The sequence below is a fragment of the Cytophagaceae bacterium ABcell3 genome, assembly GCA_030913385.1.
Lineage (GTDB): Bacteria > Bacteroidota > Bacteroidia > Cytophagales > Cytophagaceae > ABcell3.
The window spans coordinates 783,254-808,914 of sequence record CP133159.1 but is presented as its reverse complement, the minus strand read 5'-3'; the positions used below and the strand labels follow the sequence as shown (position 1 = coordinate 808,914).

The window sequence follows — 25,661 nt, the reverse complement described above, 5'->3', positions numbered from 1 at the left end:
CCCTACAGGTAGCTCCCCGCCTGCTGGCTCCTCATACTCCCGTATTCGGCCCCCTGCGGTATCTACCAGTTGAGAATTGTTGGTCAGGGGCGTTACAAAGATCCCGAAAGCGTTCGGGACAGGTCGTGCTTGCTTACCCTCCTCAACCGGCCTCTGTATACCGAATCCCAGCCCGCATGTCTCGCTCCATACACTCCCGTGTATGGCCGCAGTACCGGATTTTGCCGTTTGGCTTTATTCACGGGTGTTTATTTTATAAGGTGTTCATGAGATGCTTCGCAGTTCTTCAGTGCATACCTCACGGTAAACCACTCCCGAAGGCTTTCGGGACAGGCTTTGCCACTTGCTAACAGCCTTCACCAACTCGCCTGTAAGGGATCCCGAAGAAGATTCGGGACAGGCATTGCACCCTCTGGAATAATCTGGTATCTTCGATACCAGATGCCCATACTGGGCGCACTCAATTTATAAAAAAAATGCCTGGCTTCAGAATAAGAGTTGAGAGCAGATCTATAAAACCCGCACAATTTTATTATTTTTATAAGGCGTGCTGGCGTGCTACCGGAGGATAGGAACGCTCTTTAAATCCCGGCACTTTTCTTATAATAACGTTATGCACCAGCTTAAGAGACAAAAAGACGTGACAATGAAAAGAGTAACAAAGCAAATAATAATTCTAACGACATTCTTAATAGTTTGTAAGACCCCACTTTTTGCCCAAGAAGACAAAAAACTTAACTTCATCGGCTTAAACCCAAGCGTGACAGTTGAACCATTCTATGACAAAGGAGAATTGGACATAAATATTTTTCCACTTGTTTATCAAAGAACTCTGACAAAGAGACTTGACATCAGATTTTCTTCAATAGTAAATCTTGGAATAAGAAACAGTGGAAACGAAATCAGTCACTTTGGGTTTGAGACAGGTTTGCCCATATTTTTTAAACAGAAGGAAACTCAAAACGAAATCTCCAAGGGATTTTTTGTTGCGCCAATTTTGAGTGTGACTAGAAATAGAATTGAAGAACATAATAACCTAGGACTTTGGATAGAACCTGGATACAACTTGCTGTTTGACAATAATTTTGCTATGACATTTGGACTTCAATTAGGCGGAACTTATTTCGCTTATGACAATGGACAAACAACGTGGGGAAACCATTTTGGCGTTAAAATAATTATCGGAAAATGGCTGTAAAGACAAGAAAGCCAGTGCATAATCGAGTAGATGGCTCTGCCAGCTAGAAAACTGGCAGAGTGCGCCTCTCACACCACCGTACGTACGGGTCTCGTATACGGCGGTTCACTGAATCTGGGGACGGTATTTCAGGTAATAATCCAACATTGACTCGTAGCCTCTTCTTCTGAGCCTTGACAAGGTAATAGTAGTTTTAAGAATAGGACTTTGAGCTACAGCCCAGCCTCCCATTCTACCCTCCCTGCAGGCTGGCTCGTCACTAAAAATCTCCACAGGAGATTTTCTTCACGTTCCGCCCTTCCAGGCATATGCCATCCCTTGTTCAACTCCCAGTCTGATAAGGTTCTTTCGTTTCCTCTCCGGCTTCTTCCAGTCATACCATATGCAGTATCTCAACCGGTTTCTCAACCATTCATCAAGTGCTTTCAGTTTTCCGTGAATACTTGCCAGACGGTAGTTGTTCACCCATCCTTTCCACACTTCTTTAAGCTTTCGTAACCGGTTTTCCAGACTGCACGGTTTGGTCTTTTTGGTGAGCCATTTGAGTTCGCGTTTCAGGTTTCCCCAACTTTCTTTCTTTACTACAAGCTGATATTTGCCTTTTTCTCCTCTCTGATAGGTTGGTACAAAACCATGACCCAGCAGGGTGAAGGTTGAAGGCCTGCGTATCCCGCTTTTCTCTCTGTTGATTGGGAGTTCCAGTTTGTCTTTCAGGAAAAGGTAAACCTTGTTACCAATCCTTTTTGCTTCTGCTTTTGATTTTGTGTAAATACTGAAATCATCTGCATAGCGCACATACCGGACGCCCATTTTCTTGAGTTCTTTATCCAGTTCATCCAGAAAAATATTGGACAGAAGCGGACTCAGCGGGCTGCCCTGTGGCACCCCTTTTCTCCGTTTATGGAGTTTCCCGTCTATCAGGATCGGCACACGTAACCACTTTCGGATCAACCACAGGGTGTCAGGGCATTTCATCTTGTTGTAAATAAGCTGTAACAGTTTACAGTGGCTTACCTCATCGAAAAAGCTTTTCAGGTCTATGTCCACAATGTCCTGATATCCATCATTGATGTATTTCAGTGCTTTGCGGACTGCCTGATGAAGGTTCTTCTTTGGCCGGAAACCATAGCTGGACTCTTCAAAATCCAGCTCGAATTTTGCAGCCAGCTGACGTCCTACGGCTTGTTGCAGCCACCGGTCTGTTACTGTCGGGACTCCAAGCATTCTGGTTTTCCCTTTACCTTTGGGTATTTCTACCCCTTTGACAGGTTTGGGTATATACGTCCTGTTCAGTATAGAGCTGGCAATGGCGGTGCGGTTCTCGTCAGCGAAAGCTTTCAGGTCCTTTACCGTCATGTTGTCTATACCTGCTGCCCCTTTATTGCTGATTACTCTTTGCAATGCTCTGGTCAGGTTTTTAGGCTGTAATACTTTTTCTATCATAGTTTTCCTTTGTCTGTTTAAGGACAGGCTATCCGCCATGGCGCATTCCTGACCGAATTCAGATACGATTCAGCGTTCGTCCTTCATCATCCTGTGAGACCTCCGTAGCTCTTACGGCTCGTTTCTAAACAACTACTACGATCCCGATAGCTATCGGGACTGACTTCTCCCTGATTAACACGTAATCTGAGAGACCTCCCCAGGTAAGGGCATATTCCTTCCTCCGATTCCTGCGGTATCTACCAGTTGAGAATTGTTGGTCAGGGGCTTTGCAAAGATGTGCTTGCTTACCCTTCTCGACTGGCCTCTGTATACCGAACCTGTTCGTCAGTACCGGATTTTGCCGTTTGGCTTTCTTCAGTGCATACCTCACGGTAAACCACCTTGCCACTTGCTAACAGGCTTCACCAACTCGCCTGTAAGGGACTTGCACCCTCTGGAATAATATGGTATCTTCGATACCTGATGCCCATACTGGGCGCACATCGAGTAGACGGCTCTGCCAGCTAGAAAACTGGCAGAGTGCGCCTCTCACACCACCGTACGTACGGGTCTCGTATACGGCGGTTCACTGAATCTGGGGACGGTATTTCAGGTAATAATCCAACATTGACTCGTAGCCTCTTCTTCTGAGCCTTGACAAGGTAATAGTAGTTTTAAGAATAGGACTTTGAGCTACAGCCCAGCCTCCCATTCTCGTCCTGCTCCAGGCATATGCCATCCCTTGTTCAACTCCCAGTCTGATAAGGTTCTTTCGTTTCCTCTCCGGCTTCTTCCAGTCATGCCATATGCAGTATCTCAACCGGTTTCTCAACCATTCATCAAGTGCTTTCAGTTTTCCGTGAATACTTGCCAGACGGTAGTTGTTCACCCATCCTTTCCACACTTCTTTAAGCTTTCGTAACCGGTTTTCCAGACTGCACGGGCTGGTCTTTTTGGTGAGCCATTTGAGTTCGCGTTTCAGGTTTCCCCAACTTTCTTTCTTTACTACAAGCTGATATTTGCCTTTTTCTCCTCTCTGATAGGTTGGTACAAAACCATGACCCAGCAGGGTGAAGGTTGAAGGCCTGCGTATCCCGCTTTTCTCTCTGTTGATTGGGAGTTCCAGTTTGTCTTTCAGGAAAAGGTAAACCTTGTTACCAATCCTTTTTGCTTCTGCTTTTGATTTTGTATAGATACTGAAATCATCTGCATAGCGCACATACCGGACGCCCATTTTCTTGAGTTCTTTATCCAGTTCATCCAGAAAAATATTGGACAGAAGCGGACTCAGCGGGCTGCCCTGTGGCACTCCTTTTCTCCGTTTATGGAGTTTCCCGTCTATCAGGATCGGCACACGTAACCACTTTCGGATCAACCACAGGGTGTCAGGGCATTTCATCTTGTTGTAAATAAGCTGTAACAGTTTACAGTGGCTTACCTCATCGAAAAAGCTTTTCAGGTCTATGTCCACAATGTCCTGATATCCATCATTGATGTATTTCAGTGCTTTGCGGACTGCCTGATGAAGGTTCTTCTTTGGCCGGAAACCATAGCTGGACTCTTCAAAATCCAGCTCGAATTTTGCAGCCAGCTGACGTCCTACGGCTTGTTGCAGCCACCGGTCTGTTACTGTCGGGACTCCAAGCATTCTGGTTTTCCCTTTACCTTTGGGTATTTCTACCCCTTTGACAGGTTTGGGTATATACGTCCTGTTCAGTATAGAGCTGGCAATGGCGGTGCGGTTCTCGTCAGCGAAAGCTTTCAGGTCCTTTACCGTCATGTTGTCTATACCTGCTGCCCCTTTATTGCTGATTACTCTTTGCAATGCTCTGGTCAGGTTTTTAGGCTGTAATACTTTTTCTATCATAGTTTTCCTTTGTCTGTTTAAGGACAGGCTATCCGCCATGGCGCATTCCTGACCGAATTCAGATACGATTCAGCGTTCGTCCTTCATCATCCTGTGAGACCTCCGTAGCTCTTACGGCTCGTTTCTAAACAACTACTACGATCCCGATAGCTATCGGGACTGACTTCTCCCTGATTAACACGTAATCTGAGAGACCTCCCCAGGTAAGGGCATATTCCTTCCTCCGATTCCTGCGGTATCTACCAGTTGAGAATTGTTGGTCAGGGGCTTTGCAAAGATGTGCTTGCTTACCCTTCTCGACTGGCCTCTGTATACCGAACCTGTTCGTCAGTACCGGATTTTGCCGTTTGGCTTTCTTCAGTGCATACCTCACGGTAAACCACCTTGCCACTTGCTAACAGGCTTCACCAACTCGCCTGTAAGGGACTTGCACCCTCTGGAATAATATGGTATCTTCGATACCTGATGCCCATACTGGGCGCACACATTGTATAACCAAGACTGGGCGCGGTCGTTGTAGTTCAACGTTTTTTTCTCTATCTTTCTTTCTGCCGGCGGATAGGAACTGCTTCAAAAGTGCCCAGCCTCGGTTATACTCCACGTTCTCGGCAAGTTAGAATAAAAAAATCCCACCCAAACAATTGTTTCCTTATTAAGAAACTTTTACCTTCGTACAAACGTTAAATAATTGGAACAGAAATTTAAAGTAGAGTTTCTGGAAGAGGCTGCGGAATTTCTTGATAGTTTGGATGATAAAGCAAGGGAAAAGATAATCTTTAACATCCGGAAAGCTCAAATAATAAATGATAATGAGCTTTTTAAGAAACTTTCGGGCGAAATCTGGGAATTCAGAACATTGTATAAGAAGACATATTACAGACTTTTTGCTTTCTGGGATAAGTCAGATAAGTCCAGCACTGTTGTGATTTCAACGCATGGACTTATAAAAAAAACAGGCAAAACTCCCTCGGGAGACCTTGATAAAGCTGAACGGATTAGAAAATTATACTTTGAACAAAAAGATAATTTAAAATGAAAAAAATAAAAAAATATACCCTTGAAGAGATAACAGATAAACATATTGGGGAAAGAGGGACTCCTAAACGTGAGGCATTTGAGTATGAATTACAACTTGATTTAATTGGGGAAGCGATTAAAAAAGCAAGAAAAGAAAGAAATTTGACTCAGGAACAATTAGGAGAACTTGTAGGAGTTAAAAAAGCTCAAATTTCAAAATTAGAAAATAGCTTGACCGATGCCCGATTTGAAACAATAATAAAGGTATTTAAAGCTCTAAATGCTAAAATCAGCTTTAACGTGGAATTGTTAAATCAAAAAATGGACATTGCCTGAACTGGAAGAATAATAAAACCAGCCGAGAACAATGTGTAACCAATACTGGGGGCTGAAGCTTGTAAGTCAGGCGTTTTCTCTCTATCTTTCTTTCTGCCGGTGGATAAGGAACTGCTTTTAAAATCCCCAGCATCGGTTACACGGAACGTTGTCGGTAACTAAAAATATGAATAAACGGGAATTTGAGTTAAAAGCTATATCTAATGAATTTGCAAGGTGGCAAGTTCAAATCCAAAATTTAAATTCACTGAGTTTATATGATGCTAATTTGTTTTCTGAATCTTCTATATGTGAGATTTTAAATTCAATTTTTGATTATCAACTTGCAAATATTAATTCTTCTTTTAAGAACTACCCAGCAATAGATTTAGCAGATGATTATAATAAAATAGCTGTTCAAGTTACCTCTACTAATAGTTCTGTTAAAATACAAGAAACACTCAATAAGTTTTTTGAAAACAAGTTAGAAGCAAAATATGATGAACTATTTTTGTTAATCTTGGGGAATAAACAAAAAAGATATAAAAAATTTATAAGTAAAGAAGATTTTATTTTTGATGAAGGCAAGCATATTATAGACTTTAAAGATTTATTAATGTTCATTAATAAACTTCCAACAAAGAAAATAGAACAGATAAGGGTTGTATTAGAGCAACAACATCTCTCCAAAACAATATTAAAGTCCAAATCAAATGCAGTAAGAGTTAAACGCAATCTTACCTTAAAGAAAAGATTAAAAAAAGATTTACTAGAAGAATTAGATAAACCGTTATGGAGACGAGCCATCTATGAGCCATATATAAGATTTAAATATCACAATATTATAATAAGGTCAGTAGATGATAATACATGGCCAGATGCTAAGGAATCGAAATATGGAGAAATGAGTACTTGGTTTAAAGGTATACCTACGGCCAAGTACATCTTTATTCCCAAAAAATAACGCCATAAGTTTGCATTACAAACTATAACAGCAAAATAATGGCAACAAACACAAAAGTATCTGACCAGATGCGTGAGCTTTATCAGCTCTGGCAACAAAGCGGTATCAGTAAAAAAGAATTTAGCCTTCGGCAGAACATCAATTATCAAAAATTCATCTATTGGTGCGGCAAATATAGAACAGAGGAGCCCGGTACCGGATTTGTCCCTCTGAAAGTAAGCAGCCCTGATGAAATTAACCCTGCGGCCGGCAACATGGAAGTTGTCTTTCCTTCCGGTGCCAAGGTCATATTCCACGGCATGGCAGATCCATCATTTGTTAAACAATTAGTCAGCTAGCCATGCTTTCATTGTCTCACCAGTGCAGGTACTTTCTCTATTCGGGCAAAACCGACATGCGGAAAGGGTTTGACAGCCTATCAGGTATTGTAAGGAGCAAACTTAACGAAAACCCCATGAACGGGGACATTTTTATTTTCCTGAACCGAAACCGAAACCATGTCAAGCTCCTTTTATGGGAAGGCGACGGTTTCAGTATGTATCACAAACGCCTTGAAAGAGGGACTTATGAAATACCTGTCCATTGCAAAAATGTGACCAAATCTGAAATATCCGCCTCGGTATTGCAACTGGTCTTACAAGGGATTTCCCTTGAGTCGGTCAGGCACCGCAAAAGATATAAAAGTCCTGGAAATCTTTAAACTTATTCTTTTTTTCCTAATACCACCTACATAGGTATATTATTTATCTTTGCAACATGCTTGCCGAAGGTATAGACTATAAAGAAAAATATGAGGAGGCGATGTCCGAGATCGCACTTTTGAAGTTTGAGCTCAAAGAGCTGAAGCGCCTCATATATGGCACCAAAAGCGAGCGTTTTGTGCCTTCGTCCGCACCGGAACAGTTAAACCTGGGACTTGGTGAAGAGCAGGCAACTGCCCCTGAAAAAGAGGAGGTCGTCAGGTTTAAGCGTGTCAAAAAAGAAACAGCCCGCAAGCACCCGGGCCGCCTCCCTATACCGGCACATGTACCAAGGGTGGAAGAGATTGTTGAGCCTGAAGAAGATACCTCAGGCATGAAAAAAATTGGGGAAGAGGTGACAGAGGTTCTTGAATATACCACCGGAAAGTTTCATGTGCGCAAAATTGTACGCCCGAAATACGCAAAACCTGAAGGGGAGGGTGTTGCCATTGGAGAATTGCCATACAGGGCGATAGAGAAAGGGATAGCCGGAGCAAGCCTTGTCGCTTTCCTTGTTGTCAGCAAGTATGTTGACCACCTTCCTTTATACCGCCAGATACAGATATTTAAGAGAGAAGGCCTTAATTTTCCTTCTTCCACAATGTCAGACTGGGTAAAACAAGGGGTAAACAAGCTTAAAATCTTATACGAACTGCATAAAAAGAGGACACTGCAAGCCGGTTACCTGATGGCAGACGAGACACCCATAAAAGTTCTCGACAAGGATAAAAAAAGTAAAATCCACCGGGGGTATTACTGGGTATATTATGACCCTGTCGGGAAACAGGTGCTGTTCGACTATCGTCCCGGGCGCGGGAGCGAAGGGCCATCAGATATACTGAAGGGTTTTCAGGGATACCTGCAATGTGACGGGTATAACGTATATGATATGTTTGCCAACATCAAGGGCATAACATTGTTCCATTGTATGGCACATGCCAGAAGGATGTTTGAGAAAGCATTGGACAATGACAAAGAAAATGCAGAACATGCCTTGAAAGAATTTCAGAAGTTATATGATATTGAGCGTAAAGCAAGGGAGGCCGGGATGTCTTTTGAAGAAAGAAAGGAATCAAGGCTTGATGCAAAAACAACATTGGACGACCTGGAAGAATGGATGAAAAACCTGTACCCTAATATTGCCCCTAGGAGTCCTATTGGAAAGGCGCTCGAATACTCCTTGAGCAGATGGGAAAGGCTCTCCATATATCTTGAGGATGGCAAGCTGGAGATAGATAACAATCTGGTGGAAAACTCAATAAGGCCAGTAGCCATAGGAAGGAAAAATTATCTGTTTGCCGGTTCACATGATGCTGCCCAGAGAGCCGCCCAAATATACTCGCTTGTGGCAAGCTGCAAAATCAACGGTGTAAACCCATTGGAATGGATGAAAGATGTTCTGGAAAGAATAGACAATCACCCGGTAAACAGGCTGGAAGAACTGCTACCCGGGAAGTGGGTAAAATTATAAAATCAACATGCACTTGCCCGAAGGCTTACGTTTAAAGGAGAATGTTGGGATTTTTATGACAATGGATTAGAATTAATATCAATGGGTCAGGAAGCAATAATAGACAAAGATGGGAATTGGGACTTGTTAGATAGGAACGGAGATGACAGAATAAATAATGCTAATTACAAAAAAATTATTATTAACCCATTCCTTAGAATTCCATATGACTATATTGTAGACTACGATATGGAACCTGATCCTTATAATGCAATTCCAACTCTTTTTGTGGAATATGCTAAAGACGGTATGCCTTATGAAGAAATTGTGTATGGATACCCTGGGATTTTTAATAAAGATGATGAATTTAAATCCAAGTTTACCCATTATTTAGATAACAATAAAAGATTAAGGTTAAAATAGCTACCGACAACAATATATAAAAAAGAGCAGCGGGTTTGGTGGTAGCGGAGCCTTTAGTTCTTTTCTCTGGCTGCGGTTTCATGGATAGTTACTGCTTTTAAAACCGCTGCCCGTTTTTTATACTTAACGTTAGCGTGCATTTAAAAAGACAATGAAGCAAACAATATTTATACTGACTTTAGCAGTGTAATTATCAAGTTGTAAAACTAGTGTTGAAAAGAACATTTCATTTATAGGCTATGAAAATTTCGATTTAAATAAAACACTTGAAAAAGCAAAACAGGAAAACAAGACCGTATTGCTTTATTTTTCCAGTATAGCTTGCGTCAATTGTCGAAAAATGGAAGAAATGATAAATGAAAATTCAAAAATTAAGGATGCAATACTTGAAGAATATATTTTCATTACTTTAATGGTTGATGACCGGACACCAGCAGAACAAGAGCTCTGGAAACAAAGCGAATTTTCCAAAGACACGTTAAGAACTATCGGAAAATTGAATAGTCAGTTACAGATAGAATTAACTAAAACCGGGCATCAACCACATTTCGCAATCTTAACTGAAGATAAAAAGCTTGTTTCGACAATCAATTTTACAGAAGATAAAAATGACTTATTGAAATTTATAAAGAGAAAAGAATAAAACGACACGCTAACAGCAGCTACCCAAAAGTGGCGATTCAGTGTTCAAATCAAGCTTTGTGATTCTATCAAAGTTTGTGCTTGTTTGACAGTGAAGTGCTTCGAAATCGCCAACTTCTTGTAGCTGCAAACCGTTAGGCGGCAGCTAGAATAAAGACACTACCCAATATATACCTGAATTAGAATGGAACAAAAACTAATAGAATATAAAAACGCAGGTTTCCTAGAAACAAGGACTGTTGATGACGATGAACTATTTCATTTGAGTACGCCATGCAGATTTCGAGTAAATGAAGAAATTGTGTCTGACTTAAAAAGAAACTATAAAACAGACGAAGAAATAGGTGGTGTTCTATGGGCGAAGCCAACTAGAAAAAATGAAGAATTTATTCTCATTATTGACAAAGTAAGCTACATTAGAAATGCTATTGAAGATAATCCGAGAAATGATGGCCGAAATAAATCAAACGCCTATTTGTCTGACAGAATACAATTAAATCAAGCCTTAAACGAACTTTTTTCACAAGGTTATCTTCCTGTAAAATTTCATACACACCCAGTTAAGGGAAAAAATTTTTTGAACTCCTTGACATACCCCAGCCTAAAAACTGAAACATCTAAGCAGGACAAACGAGAAAGTTCTTTGCCTCATATTATCGGAAATAAAAAATTATTAATGCCTCGTGCACTTATTGTTGGCAACGATATTTCAAGTAGTGACATTTTTTTTGGGGTTTACAGTGGATTTATTGCGCCAGCAGAATTTGAGAACAGTAAAAAGGAAGTTCAACATGAAAATTTTCAAAAAACCGCAGAACTTATTTCCTCAATAAAACTTTCTGATGGGGAAAAGATAGGGCTTGCAGTTGGTGCAGCATTGCTGCTTTTTGTAATCGCAAAATATCCGAAACATAGTGTAACGGTAATAATTGGACTTGTAGCTATTTTGCCATTACTTTTGACAAATACGCATAATATTGAAAACCCAAATTATTTCAACAAACTCTCATTTGGAAGTGTAGATATTTTTATTCCAAATCATGAGAAGATGAATAACGAACAGAAAATAAAGCCGTCCGCATAACAGTATATATACCTCAGTGGGGGCGGGTATTGTAAGTCAGGCTGTTTCTCATTATCTTACTTTGGTATCGGTGGATAATTAACTGCTTTGAAATCCCCCACCGAGGCATATATCAACGTTGTGAGCTATATCAGTAAAAATATGCCAAAAAAATTGAATGAAAAAGAAAGGTTGCTTAAAGACCTTCAAGATGACCTAACAAAAGAAATAAAAGAAATTTTACCACATGCATTAAGAAGGGCAAGTATTATTCTTAATGAAAATGTAGAAATGCATAAGCTTAACGGGATTGTAGGTGGTAAGAACAATACATATGTGGATAGTGTTCGAACCCAGTTTGCAAGTAGTGATGATTTTTTTGCACAATGGATTAAAGGCTTAAATGATGCATTTGATGAGGATAAAAAAAATCATTTAAAATATAATCCAACTATGGATTATAATGCAAAGGCTTCTTTTAGGAATGTCAGGTTACTTCAGGATGAAACTGTTTTTACTTATGCTAGTAAATTTCTAGAGCGAAATTTCTATAAACATTTAGACCAAAGGGTAAGATTAAAACCAGATGAAAATCTGTGGTCAATTTGGTTTGGTTATCAATTAACCTATGGTTTAATTATTGCTCCGGTGAGAAGGCTAGATGATTGGACTAATGACAAAAGTGAAATTAGAAGAGTTAAATATAATTACTGGACTATAGGTCATGTGATGAGTACAGGCTTAATTGACCCTTCATCTAATAGTCCTACTGTATTCAAAGAACTAAGTGATTTCTATACATTTTATCTTAGCGTTCTCAAAAGATTATCTAAATCACAGTATGAACAACAAATCTGTGAAAAATATATTGAATATTTAAAATCTTCAAATGATATAAGTAACGAACCTTTCTTAATTCCAGAGTTCCGATATGCTGGGCTAGAGCGTCATCATGAACATAGATTAGATTTTACAATATTAAATCCCCATACTGAAGAATTTATTGGATTTGAAATAAGCCCAGCATCAAGTCATATGGCAGTGGAGAAGTTAAAAGAAAAGCAAGTATTGGTCAATAAAGAATTAAAAGAGAAGTGGGGAAAGAAAATGTCTAAAAGAAACAAGTATTTTGAAAATTTTGGAATTACTACAATTACTTTTACAGATAATGATTTATCTAACTTTGATGATTGTTTCAATGTAATAAAAGATAAACTGAAGAAAAGGCCAAATATTAAACCTTCTCTTAGTAATGAAATTGATAGACTAAAAAATCATTAATAATACAGCTCACAACAACTAAGGCTTCGTTGGGTATGTAATGCCCACAATGAAGCCAGTGTTGTACGAAACCGGGGGTAACGCTATGGGGATTGCTGTTCTGGGTTGGGGTTTTCTGTAGGTTAGAATTGAGGGCCAATGCAGCTTTTTGCAAATTAAGATTTCGCAGTTTTGGGTCTATAAGTTAAATTTACTGCCTCAATTTGCTTTTTTTGGACCTTTTAAAGCTGTTTTTATTGACGTATAGGCATACCTTTCCCATTGCCACCTATGTGGCTGTTTTTTTAATTGGTTATATAGTCCAGGGACTTTTTCCAGTCAGGAGGGCCTCTTTTGTTTATGACACCAATCGGGATCAACGCTTCTTCTTTGCAACAAGGGCAAACTTTTGGGTTGTAGGTTTCCAGGGTTCGTACCTCCTGGGCTTTGTTGATATCTTTTTCCAGTTGCCCTAATATTTCCGGAATGCTTGTCTTTTTGGAGGAGCTGCTCAAAATGCCATAATGCCTGATGCGCATAAAGCCTCTTGGCAGGACATGCATAGAGAACCTTCGTATAAACTCCATGGCACCAAGTTCCATCTCAAGCTTTTTGGCGCCTTGCCGGTAATCCTTATACCCGAACGTGACGGTGTCCTTTCCTACTTCCCTGATGCGGTGATTGCTTATGGCGATCTTGTGGGTGTACCTTCCGAGGTATTCCAGGACAGCTTTGGGATGCCCAAATGGACGTTTGGCATATATGACCCAATCTTTTTCAAAAAGGGAGTTTGCCAAAGCTTTGTCTAAATCCGGGATCTTATATTTCAGCTTTTCAACATATTTTGCCCTAAACACCTTGCTCATGGCCTTTACCGGAAAAAAGGTATTTGGCCTTGCGTTTTCCTGACTTCTTTTTTCCTTTTGCCGCTTTCCACTTTCCCTGTTTTGTAAGCCCGCCCCCCGGGACGATACAGTGCAGGTGGGGGTGCAGGGACAAGGTCTGCCCCCATGTATGGAGGATCGAAACCATACCTGCCTTTGCCCCCAGGTGTTGAGGGTCTGAGGCAAAAGTGGCCACTGTTTCCCAGGCGGCCTCAAACAGTGTGTCATACACTTCCTTAGGCTTGCCCATTGCCAAACCGTTCAGTGTATCTGGCAAGGTGAACACCATATGGAAATATGGTACGGGCAAAAGCTCCGCCTCCCGTTTCCGGATCCAATCTTCCCGGTTCTTGCCCTGGCACTTTGGGCAATGACGGTTCCTGCAACTGTTATAGCTGATCCGTTCCACGCCACATGCTTTACAGGCATATATATGCCCGCCCATGGCATTGGTACGGCAGCGCATAAGGGCACCTAAAGTGCGGAGCTGCCACCTGTTTATGTTGGGGTGGCTTTCCACTTTTGGCCAATGTTTTTTTCAGGACATGGGCCACTTCATGTTGCGCCCTCATTGCTTAGAGGGGTATAAAGAGTCAAGCGGGCTGAACGGTTTTTGCCTGCCGGACTGGGCGACATGGAGGTAGACCATGGTTGTCTGGACACATGCATGGCCGAGGAGGTCTTTAATGGTCATGATGTTGAGCCCTTCCTCCAAAAGGTGCGTAGCGTAAGTATGCCGCAGGGTGTGTACGTTTACCGCTTTTTCAATGCCTGCATCTTTGGCAGCCTGTCTTATGGCCCACTGGACACCGCGCTGTGAATACCTGCCGTCAAAGTCTCCACCTGCACAGCCTTCGGGTTTTCCGTTAAAAAGCCATTCTTCGGGCCGCTCGGCATCAATATAAGTTTTTAGGCCTCTGATGAGCATATCGCTGAGGGGGACATATCGGTCTTTGTTGCCTTTGCCATGTACAAGGAGCGCTTTTCGGTCAAAGTCCAGGTCTGGCAGTTTGATGCCCCGTGCTTCAAAACATCTCAGCCCACAGCCATACAGCAGTCCGATAAGGACCCGGTGCTTGAGCAGCTTTGGAGTGCACAGTAGCCGTTTTACTTCTTCACGGCTCAGTACGACAGGTAGCCTTTTGTCCTTTTTGATAGACGGTAGCTCGATGCGTTTGTCTTTGAGCCCTTCTATCCGGTAAGCATAGCGGAGGGCATAAACGGTAAATTTAAAATAGGTTTCCGATGGGCTTTCGTGCTGCTCTTTAACCAGGAAGAGGTAGTCGTTGATCTGGTCGGGGTCTACTTCTGTGGGAACTTGGTCAAAGTGGAGGGCAATTTTGGCAAGGTGCCGGGTGTAATTGTTGACGGTACTTTGACTCTTCCCGGCGACAGTTATTTTTTTGCGAAACTTGTCATAAAATTCCTGAAAACCTGCTACCTTAGAACATGCGGTTTGAATAATGGTTGGCTTTTTTTTTCATGGTAATTAATTTAAAGTGAAAATTTACTTTGATAAAAAGTTAACCTTTATTCGCTGCTTTCAAAAACTACCGTAGGTTTAGTACAACAATAGCTATAAGAGACCGCAGGGATCGTTGACTTTTCCCTGTTAATCGTTATATTTAAGCTTTACAAGGCTTCGAGGTTGGCGTACATAAACTGCGGCCTCTCATAGCCTGACGTTATGCCCTATGCAGAAAAAATCGTACTTTAGTCAAAAATAACAGCTGAATGCCAAATCTTTATATAATTTCTGGATGTAACGGAGCAGGAAAAACAACTGCTTCCTATAATATACTTCCTGAAATACTTAATTGTAAGGAATTTGTAAATGCAGATGAAATTGCAAAAGGACTTTCTCCATTTCAGCCAGAAAAAGTTTCTTTAGAAGCCGGAAGGATTATGTTGGAGAGGATTGATGATTTGATGAGAATTAAAGCTGATTTTGCCTTTGAGACAACTTTATCTACCAGAAGTTACGTTAATACTGTAAAACGGGCAAAAGAAAGTGGATATGAGGTGACCTTGTTGTACTTTTGGCTCAACTCTCAGGAACTTGCAATAGAAAGAGTAAAAGAACGGGTTAGAGAGGGAGGACATAATATTCCTGAGCAAGTTATAAGGAGAAGGTATAACAAAGGCAATGTCGTTTAGTTAGTGATAATGGTCACAGTTTTTTATAGTTCATCGAGTGTGGTTTTTTTATTTTTTTAGGTCGATCTACTTTTCTGTCTGGCCTTACAACTTCTTTGGTTCTGGAGACAATATCATCAAATGCTTTAACGGCTTTTCGGTATTTTCTTTTAAGGAAAATTGGGATAAGCATGTCCATTAAGTTTGCTAAAGCATTTGTCTTATTAGGTTTTTGCCGGTATTTTCGCTTCTTTTTTCCTTTCTCTTCTTTCTGTTCCTCTTCCTTTTGTTCCTGTTCCTTTTGCTCCTCCTCATATTCAGCCAGGACTTTAGCTTCAATAGGATGGCAATATGCTGCACATAGTGTTAAAAGGAAAACTTTGGCATGAAAATCCTGACGTACAGCCTTTGCCGTTTTTCCAGAAAAAGATTCCAGATCAAGACGACTTTTCAGTAATTTATAGCACTCTTCCTCATTCCACCGATAATGATAAAGCCGCTTAAACTCCTCAATATCGTATTTTTTTAAATCTGTCAGGGAAGTACAAAGTATTTCTGTCTCACCTGTTTCAAGCTTTACTTTTATAAGCCTGCAGTCTATTTCTTGACTGATAATTTCCGGGTATTCACTCAGTTTACCATGGTCTTTTTTAGGGAGCCGAAACTTCACTATGCGTTCCTGTTCAGGGCTGGCCATCAGACTTTCAACTTCTTTCCACCATTCATTCTCAAGCCTTATGCAAAACTCTACCCCCTTGGCTTTAAGCAGAAAAAACAACCAAAAACAAGGATATCCCCTGTCCAGAAGGAGCAAATCGCCCTTTTCAACTTTTTTAAGGTGCTGTACAAGCAAATCTCTTTCGCTTGAAGCATAAGGTGCTATTTCTGCATCGAGAGTTATGTGATTAAGTACATCATAAAGCATAGAACCCATTGCCATAGAGCGAGGAGTGCTTGCTTTAGGCCCAAACATATATTCCCCAAATTCTTCTTTTACTGTGGGATGATTTGGAAGTTGAAGACGGGTGCCATCAACAGCAAGAGTACGCATGCCATGCCATGTGTAATAGGAGGCCTTTTTGTAGAAAAAATCCACACTTATTTCGTTCAACCTAACAAATGCCCATGGATTTAGCTTGGATCTGGACTGAGAAAGGGCGCTTTTAGTAACCTCGCGAATATTAAAATCGCTATTGGACATTGCTTTGTAAAATCTGTCAAGATCACGTTGCAATGCTGACTTAAAAGACATGATAAAAACAATTAACTTCCTGATATCCAGCTTTCTTTGTCTAGAGAATACCCTTTCACAGCCGTCTTTAACACGGCTAATGAACTCTTTACAGTTAATCTCATGGCTGATATGTTTGGTTAGTTCTTCTCTATAGTCAGAGTTTTTATTAGTCCCTATATACCCTCACAATTTACAAAAAAATATCTTACCAATACAACAAGAAAAGCTTAACTAAACGACATTGGATATTGCAGTAGTTAATCCAACAAGACCTAGACCAAAGTTTGATCCTGATAAGCTTGTGCCATATGTGGGTTTACCTCAAACTGATGAGCACTCACATGAAATTGTTGAAGTTGTAATGCGGCCATACAAAGAAGTCGCGGGAAGAAGTGTTATCTATCCTAATGATATTCTTTTTGCGAGAATTGAACCCAGCGTGTTCAATAAGAAATATATTGAAGCGAAAGACCTACATGGCCATTCATTTGCATTTACATCAACAGAGTTTTACGTTGTAGAAACCCCTTCTATTGATCCACAATACTTGTTCTTCATGTTTTTAACGGATTATGTTTATAATCAAGTCAAAGGCAAAACCACTGGATCAACAGGAAGAAGAAGGTTAGACCCCGATGTTTTTGCTAAACTTTTAATCCCTGTGCCATCTGAAAATATAATATATGATGTTGTAAATATTATTAATGATGCTCGAGCATTAAAATCAAAGAAGCTCTTAGAAGCTAAATCTTTGATTGATGGAATTGACAAATATCTCTTAAAAGAACTTGGAATTGTTTTACCTGAGAAGGATGTCAGCATTGAGGCCAGAATGTTTACTACTTCGTTTCAAAAAGTGTCAGGAAAACGCTTTGACCCAAAACTATTTGACACACATTCCCAAAATCTTTTCAAATCAATCGAAAAGTCAAAATTTCCAAAAAGCCCTTTAAAGCAATTACTTATTCAATCAATTGCTGGCGATTGGGGACTTGATGAAAATTCTACGGTAAAAGAAGATGATTATTCAAAATGCTTAGTTATCAGAGCAACTGAATTTGACAACCTCTATAACCTCAAACTAGAGAATGACAGAGTGAAATTCAGACTAATCAAAAATGACAAACTTAAGAAACTGGACATTCAGTCAAATGACCTACTCATAGAAAAATCAGGGGGTAGCCCTGATCAGCCTGTTGGTCGAATCGCATTATTAACTGAAGATATCTGTAGTAACAACACTATTTGTTTTAGCAATTTCATTCACAAAATCAGAGTAGATGAAAGCAAGGTTTCGCCTGAGTATTTATTCTGCTTTTTGAAAACCATACATAATATTAAGATTACAGAAATCATGCAGAGTCAAACTAATGGTATCCGTAACTTGATTATGGGAGAATATTTAGGTCAATCTATTGTCCTGCCGCCAATAGAAAAACAAATAGAAATTGGACTCGAAGCGAACCGCAGAAGGTATGAAGCACAACGTTTAGCACAGGAGGCGAATGCAGTTCTTGAAAATGTTAGACTTCAAGTTGAGGAAATGATATTAAAACCTTAGCCTATGGAATTAAGAGGAGTATTAGATACATCATTAGGTAATTTTCTTTGTATAAGAGGTTTTGCAAAGTTGGGAGAATTGCATGATGTTTCCGATTTTGATGAAAGCTTCCAAAGAAATTTAATCAAGACACATAAACAAGAAGTGGTTGATTTCTTGAATGATAGCAAGTTTTTATTTTTCCCAGAAGTTATCCTTGGTGCTGAGCTTGTTGATTCGCTTGATGAAAATGATTCAGTAAAAGAACTTTACGAGAAATTTGGTTTAGGTGAAAACTTTAAACTGAAATTCAAAAACTTCTCTATTCAATGCAGTACCAATAAAACCAAGAAAAAAGAAGACACTCGAGTGTACGATTTTTTCAGGAGAGTTACCGTTAGTGTTCCTGATTCAGCGTTTAAAAATAAAGATCCCAAACCATTTACTCGCATTGATGGGAACCATAGAATAAGCGCAACTAATGCAGAACCACATTTTAAGGACATCAACACCCCGTTTTGCATTATTCTATTTAGAAGAACCTCAGAGAAATCAGATTATAGTCGAGTCATTTTTCACAACATCAATTCAAAGTCAATCCCAGTTGGACTAGAACATAGTACAAGGCTCATTCTTGAAAACTCCAAGGCATATCCAGATGATACTTTAAAGGAAAGTGCTTCGTTTGGGCAACACTACTATTTCGCAAGAAAACTGTATCGAAACATAGACTTTGATTTATTGGATAGCGTGCACAATTCTTTTAAATCATTATCAGGGAAAGAAGATGAATATGCAAGTACTTTTTTAAAGTTATTCAAGTTTTTGATTGAGGAGAAAATCCTAACTGATAGTGAGAATTCAATCAAAAGATTTAAACATGCATTAACAGACGTAAATGCTCTTTATAGCAAGACTAGTAGTTTAAAGAACTCAAAGAATGATGGCCTACTCGCTGCTTTTTTGTTCTTCCAACTTCGACAAGACAATGATGTTGTAATTCCAAGTTTCTATCAATGGGTTCTCACTAATCACATTACCGAAATTGATTATTTAAACCCAAAAGACTTAACCAAAGTATTTGACAAGATAATAAAATCAAAAAGCAGAAAGATATTTGTATCAATGCCATTCGGAAAACCTGTCACTGAGAATCACTTTAGAATTATTGATCGGGTTTGCACAGAAATAAACACAGAATATAAACTGAAAATTAAGATAAAGGCTGAAAGAGTAGATTGGTTTGAAGATGGTACATCATATGATATTAACGAACGTATTCTTAATATGATTTCTAATTGTGGTATGCTCATTGGGAACTTGACATACGCTCGTCCTAATGTTTATCATGAAATTGGTTTCATTATGGGTAGAGATAAAGCAATTGGTCAGATCAATAACAATTTCATTTTAATACTTGATGAATCTGTGCAAGAAGAACAAGATAAAATAGTTGGTTTTAATCTAAGGAGCATTAAACAAATCCGTTTTGATCAAACAGAACTTTTGGCCGAAAAACTGAAAGAGAATATCGTAAAATTCTACGGTCTAAAGCAAATAAATTAAGTAATTATGATTGATAAAGATAAAGTAAACAAAATTGAGGCGATATGGGATAATTATATCAAAACTGAAAAACGTGTTTTAGACACAAAAGGTAACGAATTACCCAATATTGATGAATCCAGACTTAAAGCAATTGTAGAATTAAAATCAATTGTAGAGCAGTTTCAAGTTGGGACTGTAAATATTTTCGAATTCAAAACGAATATTGATAGTTTTAACAAACGAAACAATCTTTGGGGTTTCACTGCAACGAAGGGTCAAATGTTTTTTAATCAATTAGTCAAATACAGTGAAACACAAATTGACAAACTAACCAAGATTTTAAAAGAGTGTATTTTAAAGCCATCCAATTTAAACAATGCTCTTGAAAAAATTGACACTCTTGAGAATTACTGTTTAACTATCTTTAATAAGGCAAAAGACAAACGTAAAGCTCCAAATCCTGGATCAGTAGGTTACTTTCTATCCTACTTCTGGCAGATTCAAGATCATTCATCATGGCCGATACTTTATACTTCTTTGATTAACGCATACATTGAACTCGAGATATGGGAGGAAAAGTCTAGCCAAAAAGAATCATACTACTATTTCTATCAACTTAACCAAGAGATAAAAAAACATCTAAAGGATTACACCAAAAAGGAAATATCGAATTGGGATGCAGAACATGCTTTTTGGAACTTCAAAGGGAATCCCAACAAACCAGTAGCAAAAAAGAAAGAACCAAAAATAGCGGATATTGAGGAAGAAACTATTATTACAATAAATCCTTCTTTCAAGCTGGTTATTTCGGTGATATGGTGCCAGTTATTTCGGAGGATATAGTGCCACTTTCCAGTACAAGATTACGAATATAATTTCTCTAGTTCAAGTTTTGTTTTTTACGCAATGATTCACCTTGCAAGTCTAACCTGTGAGAGGAGTAGACAACACGGTCTAAAATAGCATCAGCAATGGTTCCTTCACCTATTAGTTCATGCCATTTACTTACTGGTATTTGAGAACAAAATATGGTAGAAGCTCTCTGATGCCTTTCTTCTATAAGATCTAAAAGTATTTGTCTATCAAACTGATCCATTGCATGTAGCCCAAAGTCATCAAGGATTAAAAGAGGCGTTTTATGCAACTGATTCAAAAGCTTAATGTATGTACCGTTTAATTTGGCTAGTTTAGCTTGATCAAAGAACCTTGCGGCTATATAATAGCGGGTTTTATATAACATTTGACAAGCATGATTTCCAATAGCTTGGGCGATGTAACTCTTTCCTACACCTGTAGGGCCTGTAGCAATGATGTTCTCTTTGTTCTTTATAAAGTTTAAGGTAAAGAGCCGCTGTAAAAAAGTTTTATCAAGGCTTCTATTGCTTTGGTAATCAATATTGTTTGCAGAAGCATCCGTTCTAAAACCGGCCAGTTTGATTAGCCTGGCGATCTTTTTTCTTTGGCGTTCTTCCCATTCATTATCAACAAGCAAGGTCATGAATTCATCCGTGCTCATGTCTTTATACAGGTTCTCGGTTATGGCTTGATGATATAGGGTTGCCATAGACGAAAGTTGCATCTGCCGAAGTTTTTCTACTGTGTTGTGTTGGTTCATTTATGTATTGTTTTGATGTTAAATAGTTTATATGTAGTTAGAAGCTCCCCTGATATTATCATGGTCAGGCGTGTTACTTTGGAGGTTGCAGGTAAAATTTGCCTCTTGGTCCAAGTTGTTTTTCAGTATTCGATCAATAGTCTTGTAGCTGGCCTTATGGTACTGCAAGGCTCGTTTACAAGCACTTTCTAGTCTTTCTGCAGAGTAAGCCTTCAAGAATGACAAAATGCCTTGTGCTTGTTTATAGGCTAGCTCAGGATAATTGTATTGGCTGATTAACCTGGTAATATAATCACAGGTATACCTGCCGACTTTTTCAGCTTTTTGGATAAAGTACTCCGGATTCCAATCGTTATAAGCCTGATGGCTAGAAGGTAGATGCTCTTTTACAGTGCTATACCCGCCTGCCTTATAACTTCTTCTATGGGAGGCAACGCGTTCTTTATTGAAGAATACCTCAACATTACAAGCGTCATATTGAACTTCGACATGTTGACCTATATACCGGTGAGGAACACTGTAATAGTTTCTGTCTTCACTTAAAAAGACATGGCCAATCTTCTGAACCTTAGCTCTTTTATAGTTTTTTATCAGGTATGGGGACGAAGGCAAAGGAGCCAAGAACTCCTTTTCGATTTCCTGAAAACGCTGCTTTCGGGTCACCCTACTGGTTTGAAAACAGTATTTGTCATTGTAGCTAATTAATTGTTCAGCAATGGCATCATTGAGCTCTTTGAGGCTAAAAAAGGTGTGTTTTGATAAAGGGTAATAAATCCTTTGATAAACGAGCTTTACAGCTCCTTCTACCAGGGCTTTATCTTGTGGATGATATGGCCTTGTGGGGTCTATTACGCATTTATAGTGCAAGGCGAGTGATTTGAGTGTTTTATTAATCACCGGAGCATATTTATGCCCTTTGCTAACTGCCGCTTTCAAGTTGTCTGACACAATAGCTTTAGGTACTCCTCCAAGCCATTGCAAGCATCCATTGAGACAGGAGATGAAATCTTCCCTTTTTTGACTTTCAACCGCCTGAACATAGGTATATTGACTGCAGGGAAGGATTGCTACGAATACTTCAGCTCCTTTTACTTCACCGGTGCTTCGGTCAACATAGCTGAGTTTTTTACCTGCAAAATCCACATAAAGCTTCTCTGCTGCCTTATGTATTAATATTCCACTACCATTCTTTGCATTGCTCCACTGGTTGTAATAAGTGACAAATTGTGTATAGCGGTAACCATCAGCATGTTTACTGAGATATTCATGCCAAAGTACCTGCAAGGTACAGCCGGGCTTATTAAGCTCTTTTTGGAAATAAGGAAAGCATTTAATTAGCTGCTCGTAGCGAGTGCTATCTTTATAGTCCGCTTTAGGGAAGAGGTCGGCCAAATCAGTCTCAGTAAGCCCTTCAAGGTCTTCAATGCTGAGCTGGTGCTCTTTGAAGGTTTTAAAATAGGAATTGACCGTATTGCGGCTAATTCCAAGGGCAGAGGCAATCTGACGATTGCTCATTCCTTTTTTCTTTAATTGAATTATTTGAAGTATTTCCATAATGTCCAATCGTTGACCTGCCATTGCTTTTTATGGCAAGACTAATAAGTATTATGGAAAGTGGCACAATGATCTCCGAAACAATGCTCAAGGGCTAGCTATAAACTGGCACAATGACGTCCGAAATGGGTGGCACAACATGGCCCGAAATGGGTGGCACAATGATCTCCGAATTATCCACAAGCTATCAGATTACTTAATACCCAAAGTATCTAAGTTAATTGAATTAGGAAATCAGACAGACAAGTCAGCCTCATCTAAAGGGAGTGAATATGAAAAACTTGTAGCCGAAATTTTTAAACAACTAGATTTTGAAGTTGAAATCTTAGGTCAAGGTAGTGGTAGAAATCCAGATGCAATTTTAAGATTAAGAGAAGAGAATACTGCATTTATTGTTGATGCCAAGGCCTATACAAACGGATATAGTTTAGGTGTTGATGACAGAGCAATAAAAGAATATATCAATCATTATTGCCCAAAGCTTCAAAAGGAAGGATATAAAAAAATTGGGTTCATTATCGTGAGCAATTCTTTCAAGTCCAACTTTGATAGCTTTATAAATGAAATTACATGGAACACTGACATTAAAAGATTTATTCTTTTGACATCTGAAGCATTGCTATATCTCTTGGCATATAAGACAAAAGACAGATTGGGTCTCTCAACAATTATTGAAAGCATAATAGGTTTTGGAAATCCCGTTGAAGCTCAAAACATAATTCAAGAATTTGATGATGTATAATCCAACGCTCAACAGCCACACACATTGCCAAGCCGCACCAGCCAAGGCTCAAACCCAAGCTTGGCAAAGAGTGTGTCTTTCCAAACGCACGACCAAAACGACCGACAAACAAGCGGACGAAAAAGAAGCACGATTGCCTAACAGCGTGTATGTGGCAATAGCGGGTGAAGTGGTAAATCGAAGGTCTGTGCTTTTAAGAAACTTTGTGCTAAACGGACAGGAAAGTGCTTCTAATCCGCTACTGCACATACACGCAAACCGTTAGGTGCCATACAAGATGAAAGAAACCGCAACCGTTATAATAATTTTAACTTTACTTTTTGCCTGTTCTCACTCCGAACAGTCGGATAATATACTTGAGAAGCAAATACAACAAGATATAAATACCAGAATTTTGTTTGATACCTTGACTCCGAAGGGAACACGAATTACTATTTATGGAGAACTTGACCTAGTTGATTCTTTAATATGGAAAGGCGAAGAATATGAGCGAAAAATAGTTTATCAAGAAGATGATTTTAGGAAACAAGGAACATTCCGATGGGAAAATGACAGTTTAATTGGAATTAGCTATTCTTGCGGTTCACCATGTTGGGGATACTGGATATTTCCGAAAAATAACCATCAAGAAATTAAGAATTATTTTTTCACTATAAATTTTGACTTAGAGAATAATCTTGTTGCTTACTATGAAGATAATATGAATGACAATCCGACCATTATTATAGAAAATATGATTAATGATGAAAAGGATAAATTTAGAATTAAGATCTTTTGTGAAGCAACATTTCCATATTACTGTGAATTAAATTCAGATTTTAGGAATAAAGAATTATACTATGAATGGACTACTTCATTGGACTCGGCAAACGCTGAAATAAAAAACGAAATCTTTAAATACAGAAAAAAATAAAGTACGGGCACCTAACACTATGTAACCAATACTGGGGCTGAAGCTTGTAAGTCAGGCGTTTTCTCTTTATCTTTCTTTTCTGCCGGTGGACATGGAACTGCTTTAAAATCCCCCTACGAAGGTATATATAAACGTTATACGGCATTAGATATATTAGTACGATCTAAATAAATTCAATGAAAAAATTCGGTAAAACTATCAAAATATTCCTTATTGATGGAGAGCCCAATGGTAGAATGACATGTGAGTTGTCAAATTGGACTGGAAAGGCTTTTAGGATACCTCGAAAAAAAATCAAGGACTCAATTGATAGGCCAGAATTAGAGTTTACAGGAATATATATACTTTTTGGAAGGTCTGATAAATCTGAAAACAAAGATTTAGCATATATAGGGGAAGCTGAGTGTATTTACAAAAGACTAATTCAACATTTATCTTCAAAAGATTTCTGGAATGATGCAATTGTTTTTGTGAGTAAAGATGAGAATTTAAATAAAGCACATATAAAATATCTGGAAAGCAGATTGTATGAAATTGCATTGGATGTAAGCAGATATGATTTAGATAATACCAATGTTCCCACAAGACCTAATATTTCAGAGTCCGATCAAGCTGAAATGGAGGAGTTTATTGAAAATATTAGGTTGTTAGTTAATACTTTAGGGTATAAGATTTTTGAAGAAATCAGAAAAGTAAATCAAACAATTGAAGAACAAAAAAATAATACATTTTTGATTGAAGCAGCAAGAGGTGCAAATGCTAAAGGACAAAGAACTAATGAAGGATTTGTTGTTTTAAAAGATTCTGAAATTGCTAATACTATCACTAACTCTTTCCCTAAGAACTGGGGGAATTTAAGAGAGAGCTTAATCAATGATGGGATCATAAAAGAAAACAATGGAAGATTGTTTTTTAGTAAGGATTATTTATTTACTAGCCCGTCGGCAGCTGCAGCAATAGTAATGGGTAGAAGCGCAAATGGATTGACTGAATGGAAGCTTAATGACGGAAGAATTTTAAAATCAGTTGAATTAGAAAATAGTAACGCCGTATAACAACTAAGGCTTCGTTGGGTATGTAATGCCCACAATGAAGCCAGTGTTGTACGAAACCGGGTGTAACGCTATGGGG

General features: G+C 39.0%; 26 protein-coding genes and 1 pseudogene. 19 read left to right on the top strand and 8 right to left on the bottom strand.

What is annotated here, in order from left to right:
* Positions 1 to 646: 646 nt before the first annotated feature.
* Positions 647 to 1,198: a hypothetical protein gene (locus RCC89_03485; protein ID WMJ72230.1), complete on the top strand. Its 552-nt coding sequence runs from the start codon at positions 647 to 649 to the stop codon at positions 1,196 to 1,198.
* 105 nt (positions 1,199 to 1,303) lie between these two features.
* Here RCC89_03485 and RCC89_03480 read toward each other — a convergent pair whose 3' ends face one another.
* The 3 genes from RCC89_03480 to ltrA (RCC89_03470) all read right to left on the bottom strand — a co-directional run bounded on the left by RCC89_03480 (position 1,304) and on the right by ltrA (RCC89_03470) (position 4,490).
* Entirely contained in the window at positions 1,304 to 1,471 is a 168-nt protein-coding gene (locus RCC89_03480; GenBank protein ID WMJ72229.1) for a hypothetical protein, read from the bottom strand.
* A 12-nt stretch (positions 1,472 to 1,483) separates the two neighbouring features.
* Complete coding sequence (ltrA, locus tag RCC89_03475; GenBank protein WMJ72228.1) at positions 1,484 to 2,641, bottom strand: group II intron reverse transcriptase/maturase; 1,158 nt, start codon at positions 2,639 to 2,641, stop codon at positions 1,484 to 1,486.
* Between the two features lie 568 nt (positions 2,642 to 3,209).
* On the bottom strand, positions 3,210 to 4,490 hold the full coding sequence (gene ltrA / locus RCC89_03470; protein ID WMJ72227.1) for a group II intron reverse transcriptase/maturase: 1,281 nt from the start codon (positions 4,488 to 4,490) through the stop codon (positions 3,210 to 3,212).
* A 688-nt stretch (positions 4,491 to 5,178) separates the two neighbouring features.
* On the opposite strand from ltrA (RCC89_03470), the gene RCC89_03465 reads away from it, so the two are divergent.
* The 10 genes from RCC89_03465 to RCC89_03420 all read left to right on the top strand — a co-directional run bounded on the left by RCC89_03465 (position 5,179) and on the right by RCC89_03420 (position 12,385).
* Entirely contained in the window at positions 5,179 to 5,526 is a 348-nt protein-coding gene (locus tag RCC89_03465) for a type II toxin-antitoxin system RelE/ParE family toxin (protein WMJ72226.1), read from the top strand.
* The gene (locus RCC89_03460; protein WMJ72225.1) at positions 5,523 to 5,843 is read left to right on the top strand and encodes a helix-turn-helix transcriptional regulator; all 321 of its coding nucleotides are present in this window, start codon (positions 5,523 to 5,525) and stop codon (positions 5,841 to 5,843) included. The genes RCC89_03465 and RCC89_03460 overlap by 4 nt, the downstream gene beginning before the upstream one ends.
* A gap of 166 nt (positions 5,844 to 6,009) precedes the next feature.
* The gene (locus tag RCC89_03455) at positions 6,010 to 6,786 is read left to right on the top strand and encodes an SMEK domain-containing protein (GenBank protein ID WMJ72224.1); all 777 of its coding nucleotides are present in this window, start codon (positions 6,010 to 6,012) and stop codon (positions 6,784 to 6,786) included.
* A gap of 38 nt (positions 6,787 to 6,824) precedes the next feature.
* Entirely contained in the window at positions 6,825 to 7,124 is a 300-nt protein-coding gene (locus tag RCC89_03450) for a hypothetical protein (protein WMJ72223.1), read from the top strand.
* Between the two features lie 2 nt (positions 7,125 to 7,126).
* Positions 7,127 to 7,486, top strand: coding sequence for an IS66 family insertion sequence element accessory protein TnpB (gene tnpB, locus RCC89_03445; GenBank protein WMJ72222.1), 360 nt, complete (start codon positions 7,127 to 7,129; stop codon positions 7,484 to 7,486).
* A gap of 56 nt (positions 7,487 to 7,542) precedes the next feature.
* Entirely contained in the window at positions 7,543 to 8,997 is a 1,455-nt protein-coding gene (locus RCC89_03440; GenBank protein ID WMJ72221.1) for an IS66 family transposase, read from the top strand.
* 81 nt (positions 8,998 to 9,078) lie between these two features.
* A complete protein-coding gene (locus tag RCC89_03435) occupies positions 9,079 to 9,399 on the top strand; it encodes a hypothetical protein (GenBank protein ID WMJ72220.1) in 321 nt (106 codons plus the stop codon).
* A gap of 223 nt (positions 9,400 to 9,622) precedes the next feature.
* Positions 9,623 to 10,042 carry a thioredoxin family protein gene (locus RCC89_03430; protein ID WMJ75634.1) on the top strand — a complete coding sequence of 140 codons (420 nt, stop codon included), beginning with the start codon at positions 9,623 to 9,625 and terminating at the stop codon, positions 10,040 to 10,042.
* Positions 10,043 to 10,225: 183 nt separating this feature from the next.
* Positions 10,226 to 11,125 carry a hypothetical protein gene (locus RCC89_03425; protein ID WMJ72219.1) on the top strand — a complete coding sequence of 300 codons (900 nt, stop codon included), beginning with the start codon at positions 10,226 to 10,228 and terminating at the stop codon, positions 11,123 to 11,125.
* 141 nt (positions 11,126 to 11,266) lie between these two features.
* Positions 11,267 to 12,385 carry a hypothetical protein gene (locus RCC89_03420; protein WMJ72218.1) on the top strand — a complete coding sequence of 373 codons (1,119 nt, stop codon included), beginning with the start codon at positions 11,267 to 11,269 and terminating at the stop codon, positions 12,383 to 12,385.
* A 473-nt stretch (positions 12,386 to 12,858) separates the two neighbouring features.
* Here the strand turns inward: RCC89_03420 and RCC89_03415 are convergent.
* Both RCC89_03415 and RCC89_03410 read right to left on the bottom strand, forming a co-directional pair.
* A pseudogene (locus tag RCC89_03415) lies at positions 12,859 to 13,750 on the bottom strand (IS91 family transposase).
* A gap of 66 nt (positions 13,751 to 13,816) precedes the next feature.
* Positions 13,817 to 14,374, bottom strand: a complete 558-nt coding sequence (locus RCC89_03410) for a tyrosine-type recombinase/integrase (GenBank protein ID WMJ75633.1) — start codon at positions 14,372 to 14,374, stop codon at positions 13,817 to 13,819.
* Positions 14,375 to 14,982: 608 nt separating this feature from the next.
* Between RCC89_03410 and RCC89_03405 the strand changes: the two genes are divergently transcribed.
* A complete protein-coding gene (locus tag RCC89_03405) occupies positions 14,983 to 15,405 on the top strand; it encodes a zeta toxin family protein (protein WMJ72217.1) in 423 nt (140 codons plus the stop codon).
* A 13-nt stretch (positions 15,406 to 15,418) separates the two neighbouring features.
* Here the strand turns inward: RCC89_03405 and RCC89_03400 are convergent, their stop codons facing one another.
* The gene (locus tag RCC89_03400; GenBank protein WMJ75632.1) at positions 15,419 to 16,717 is read right to left on the bottom strand and encodes an IS4 family transposase; all 1,299 of its coding nucleotides are present in this window, start codon (positions 16,715 to 16,717) and stop codon (positions 15,419 to 15,421) included.
* Positions 16,718 to 16,859: 142 nt separating this feature from the next.
* On the opposite strand from RCC89_03400, the gene RCC89_03395 reads away from it, so the two are divergent.
* From RCC89_03395 to RCC89_03385, 3 genes are read left to right on the top strand one after another with little or no spacing between them, the layout of a single operon-like run.
* Positions 16,860 to 18,179 (top strand): restriction endonuclease subunit S, encoded by a 1,320-nt coding sequence (locus tag RCC89_03395; protein WMJ72216.1) that lies wholly within the window; start codon positions 16,860 to 16,862, stop codon positions 18,177 to 18,179.
* A 3-nt stretch (positions 18,180 to 18,182) separates the two neighbouring features.
* Complete coding sequence (locus RCC89_03390) at positions 18,183 to 19,724, top strand: hypothetical protein (protein WMJ72215.1); 1,542 nt, start codon at positions 18,183 to 18,185, stop codon at positions 19,722 to 19,724.
* Between the two features lie 6 nt (positions 19,725 to 19,730).
* The gene (locus RCC89_03385; GenBank protein ID WMJ72214.1) at positions 19,731 to 20,549 is read left to right on the top strand and encodes a hypothetical protein; all 819 of its coding nucleotides are present in this window, start codon (positions 19,731 to 19,733) and stop codon (positions 20,547 to 20,549) included.
* Between the two features lie 37 nt (positions 20,550 to 20,586).
* On the opposite strand, the gene istB is transcribed toward RCC89_03385, so the two are convergent.
* Positions 20,587 to 21,321: an IS21-like element helper ATPase IstB gene (gene istB, locus RCC89_03380; GenBank protein WMJ72213.1), complete on the bottom strand. Its 735-nt coding sequence runs from the start codon at positions 21,319 to 21,321 to the stop codon at positions 20,587 to 20,589.
* A 27-nt stretch (positions 21,322 to 21,348) separates the two neighbouring features.
* Complete coding sequence (gene istA / locus RCC89_03375; protein ID WMJ72212.1) at positions 21,349 to 22,899, bottom strand: IS21 family transposase; 1,551 nt, start codon at positions 22,897 to 22,899, stop codon at positions 21,349 to 21,351.
* 115 nt (positions 22,900 to 23,014) lie between these two features.
* Between istA and RCC89_03370 the strand changes: the two genes are divergently transcribed.
* The 4 genes from RCC89_03370 to RCC89_03355 all read left to right on the top strand — a co-directional run bounded on the left by RCC89_03370 (position 23,015) and on the right by RCC89_03355 (position 25,585).
* Complete coding sequence (locus RCC89_03370; protein WMJ72211.1) at positions 23,015 to 23,617, top strand: restriction endonuclease FokI C-terminal domain-containing protein; 603 nt, start codon at positions 23,015 to 23,017, stop codon at positions 23,615 to 23,617.
* The gene (locus RCC89_03365) at positions 23,607 to 23,882 is read left to right on the top strand and encodes a hypothetical protein (GenBank protein ID WMJ72210.1); all 276 of its coding nucleotides are present in this window, start codon (positions 23,607 to 23,609) and stop codon (positions 23,880 to 23,882) included. Before RCC89_03370 ends, RCC89_03365 begins: the two co-directional genes overlap by 11 nt.
* Positions 23,883 to 23,894: 12 nt before the next feature.
* Entirely contained in the window at positions 23,895 to 24,530 is a 636-nt protein-coding gene (locus RCC89_03360; GenBank protein WMJ72209.1) for a hypothetical protein, read from the top strand.
* Between the two features lie 176 nt (positions 24,531 to 24,706).
* Positions 24,707 to 25,585 carry a GIY-YIG nuclease family protein gene (locus RCC89_03355; protein ID WMJ72208.1) on the top strand — a complete coding sequence of 293 codons (879 nt, stop codon included), beginning with the start codon at positions 24,707 to 24,709 and terminating at the stop codon, positions 25,583 to 25,585.
* The last annotated feature ends 76 nt before the right edge of the window (positions 25,586 to 25,661 follow it).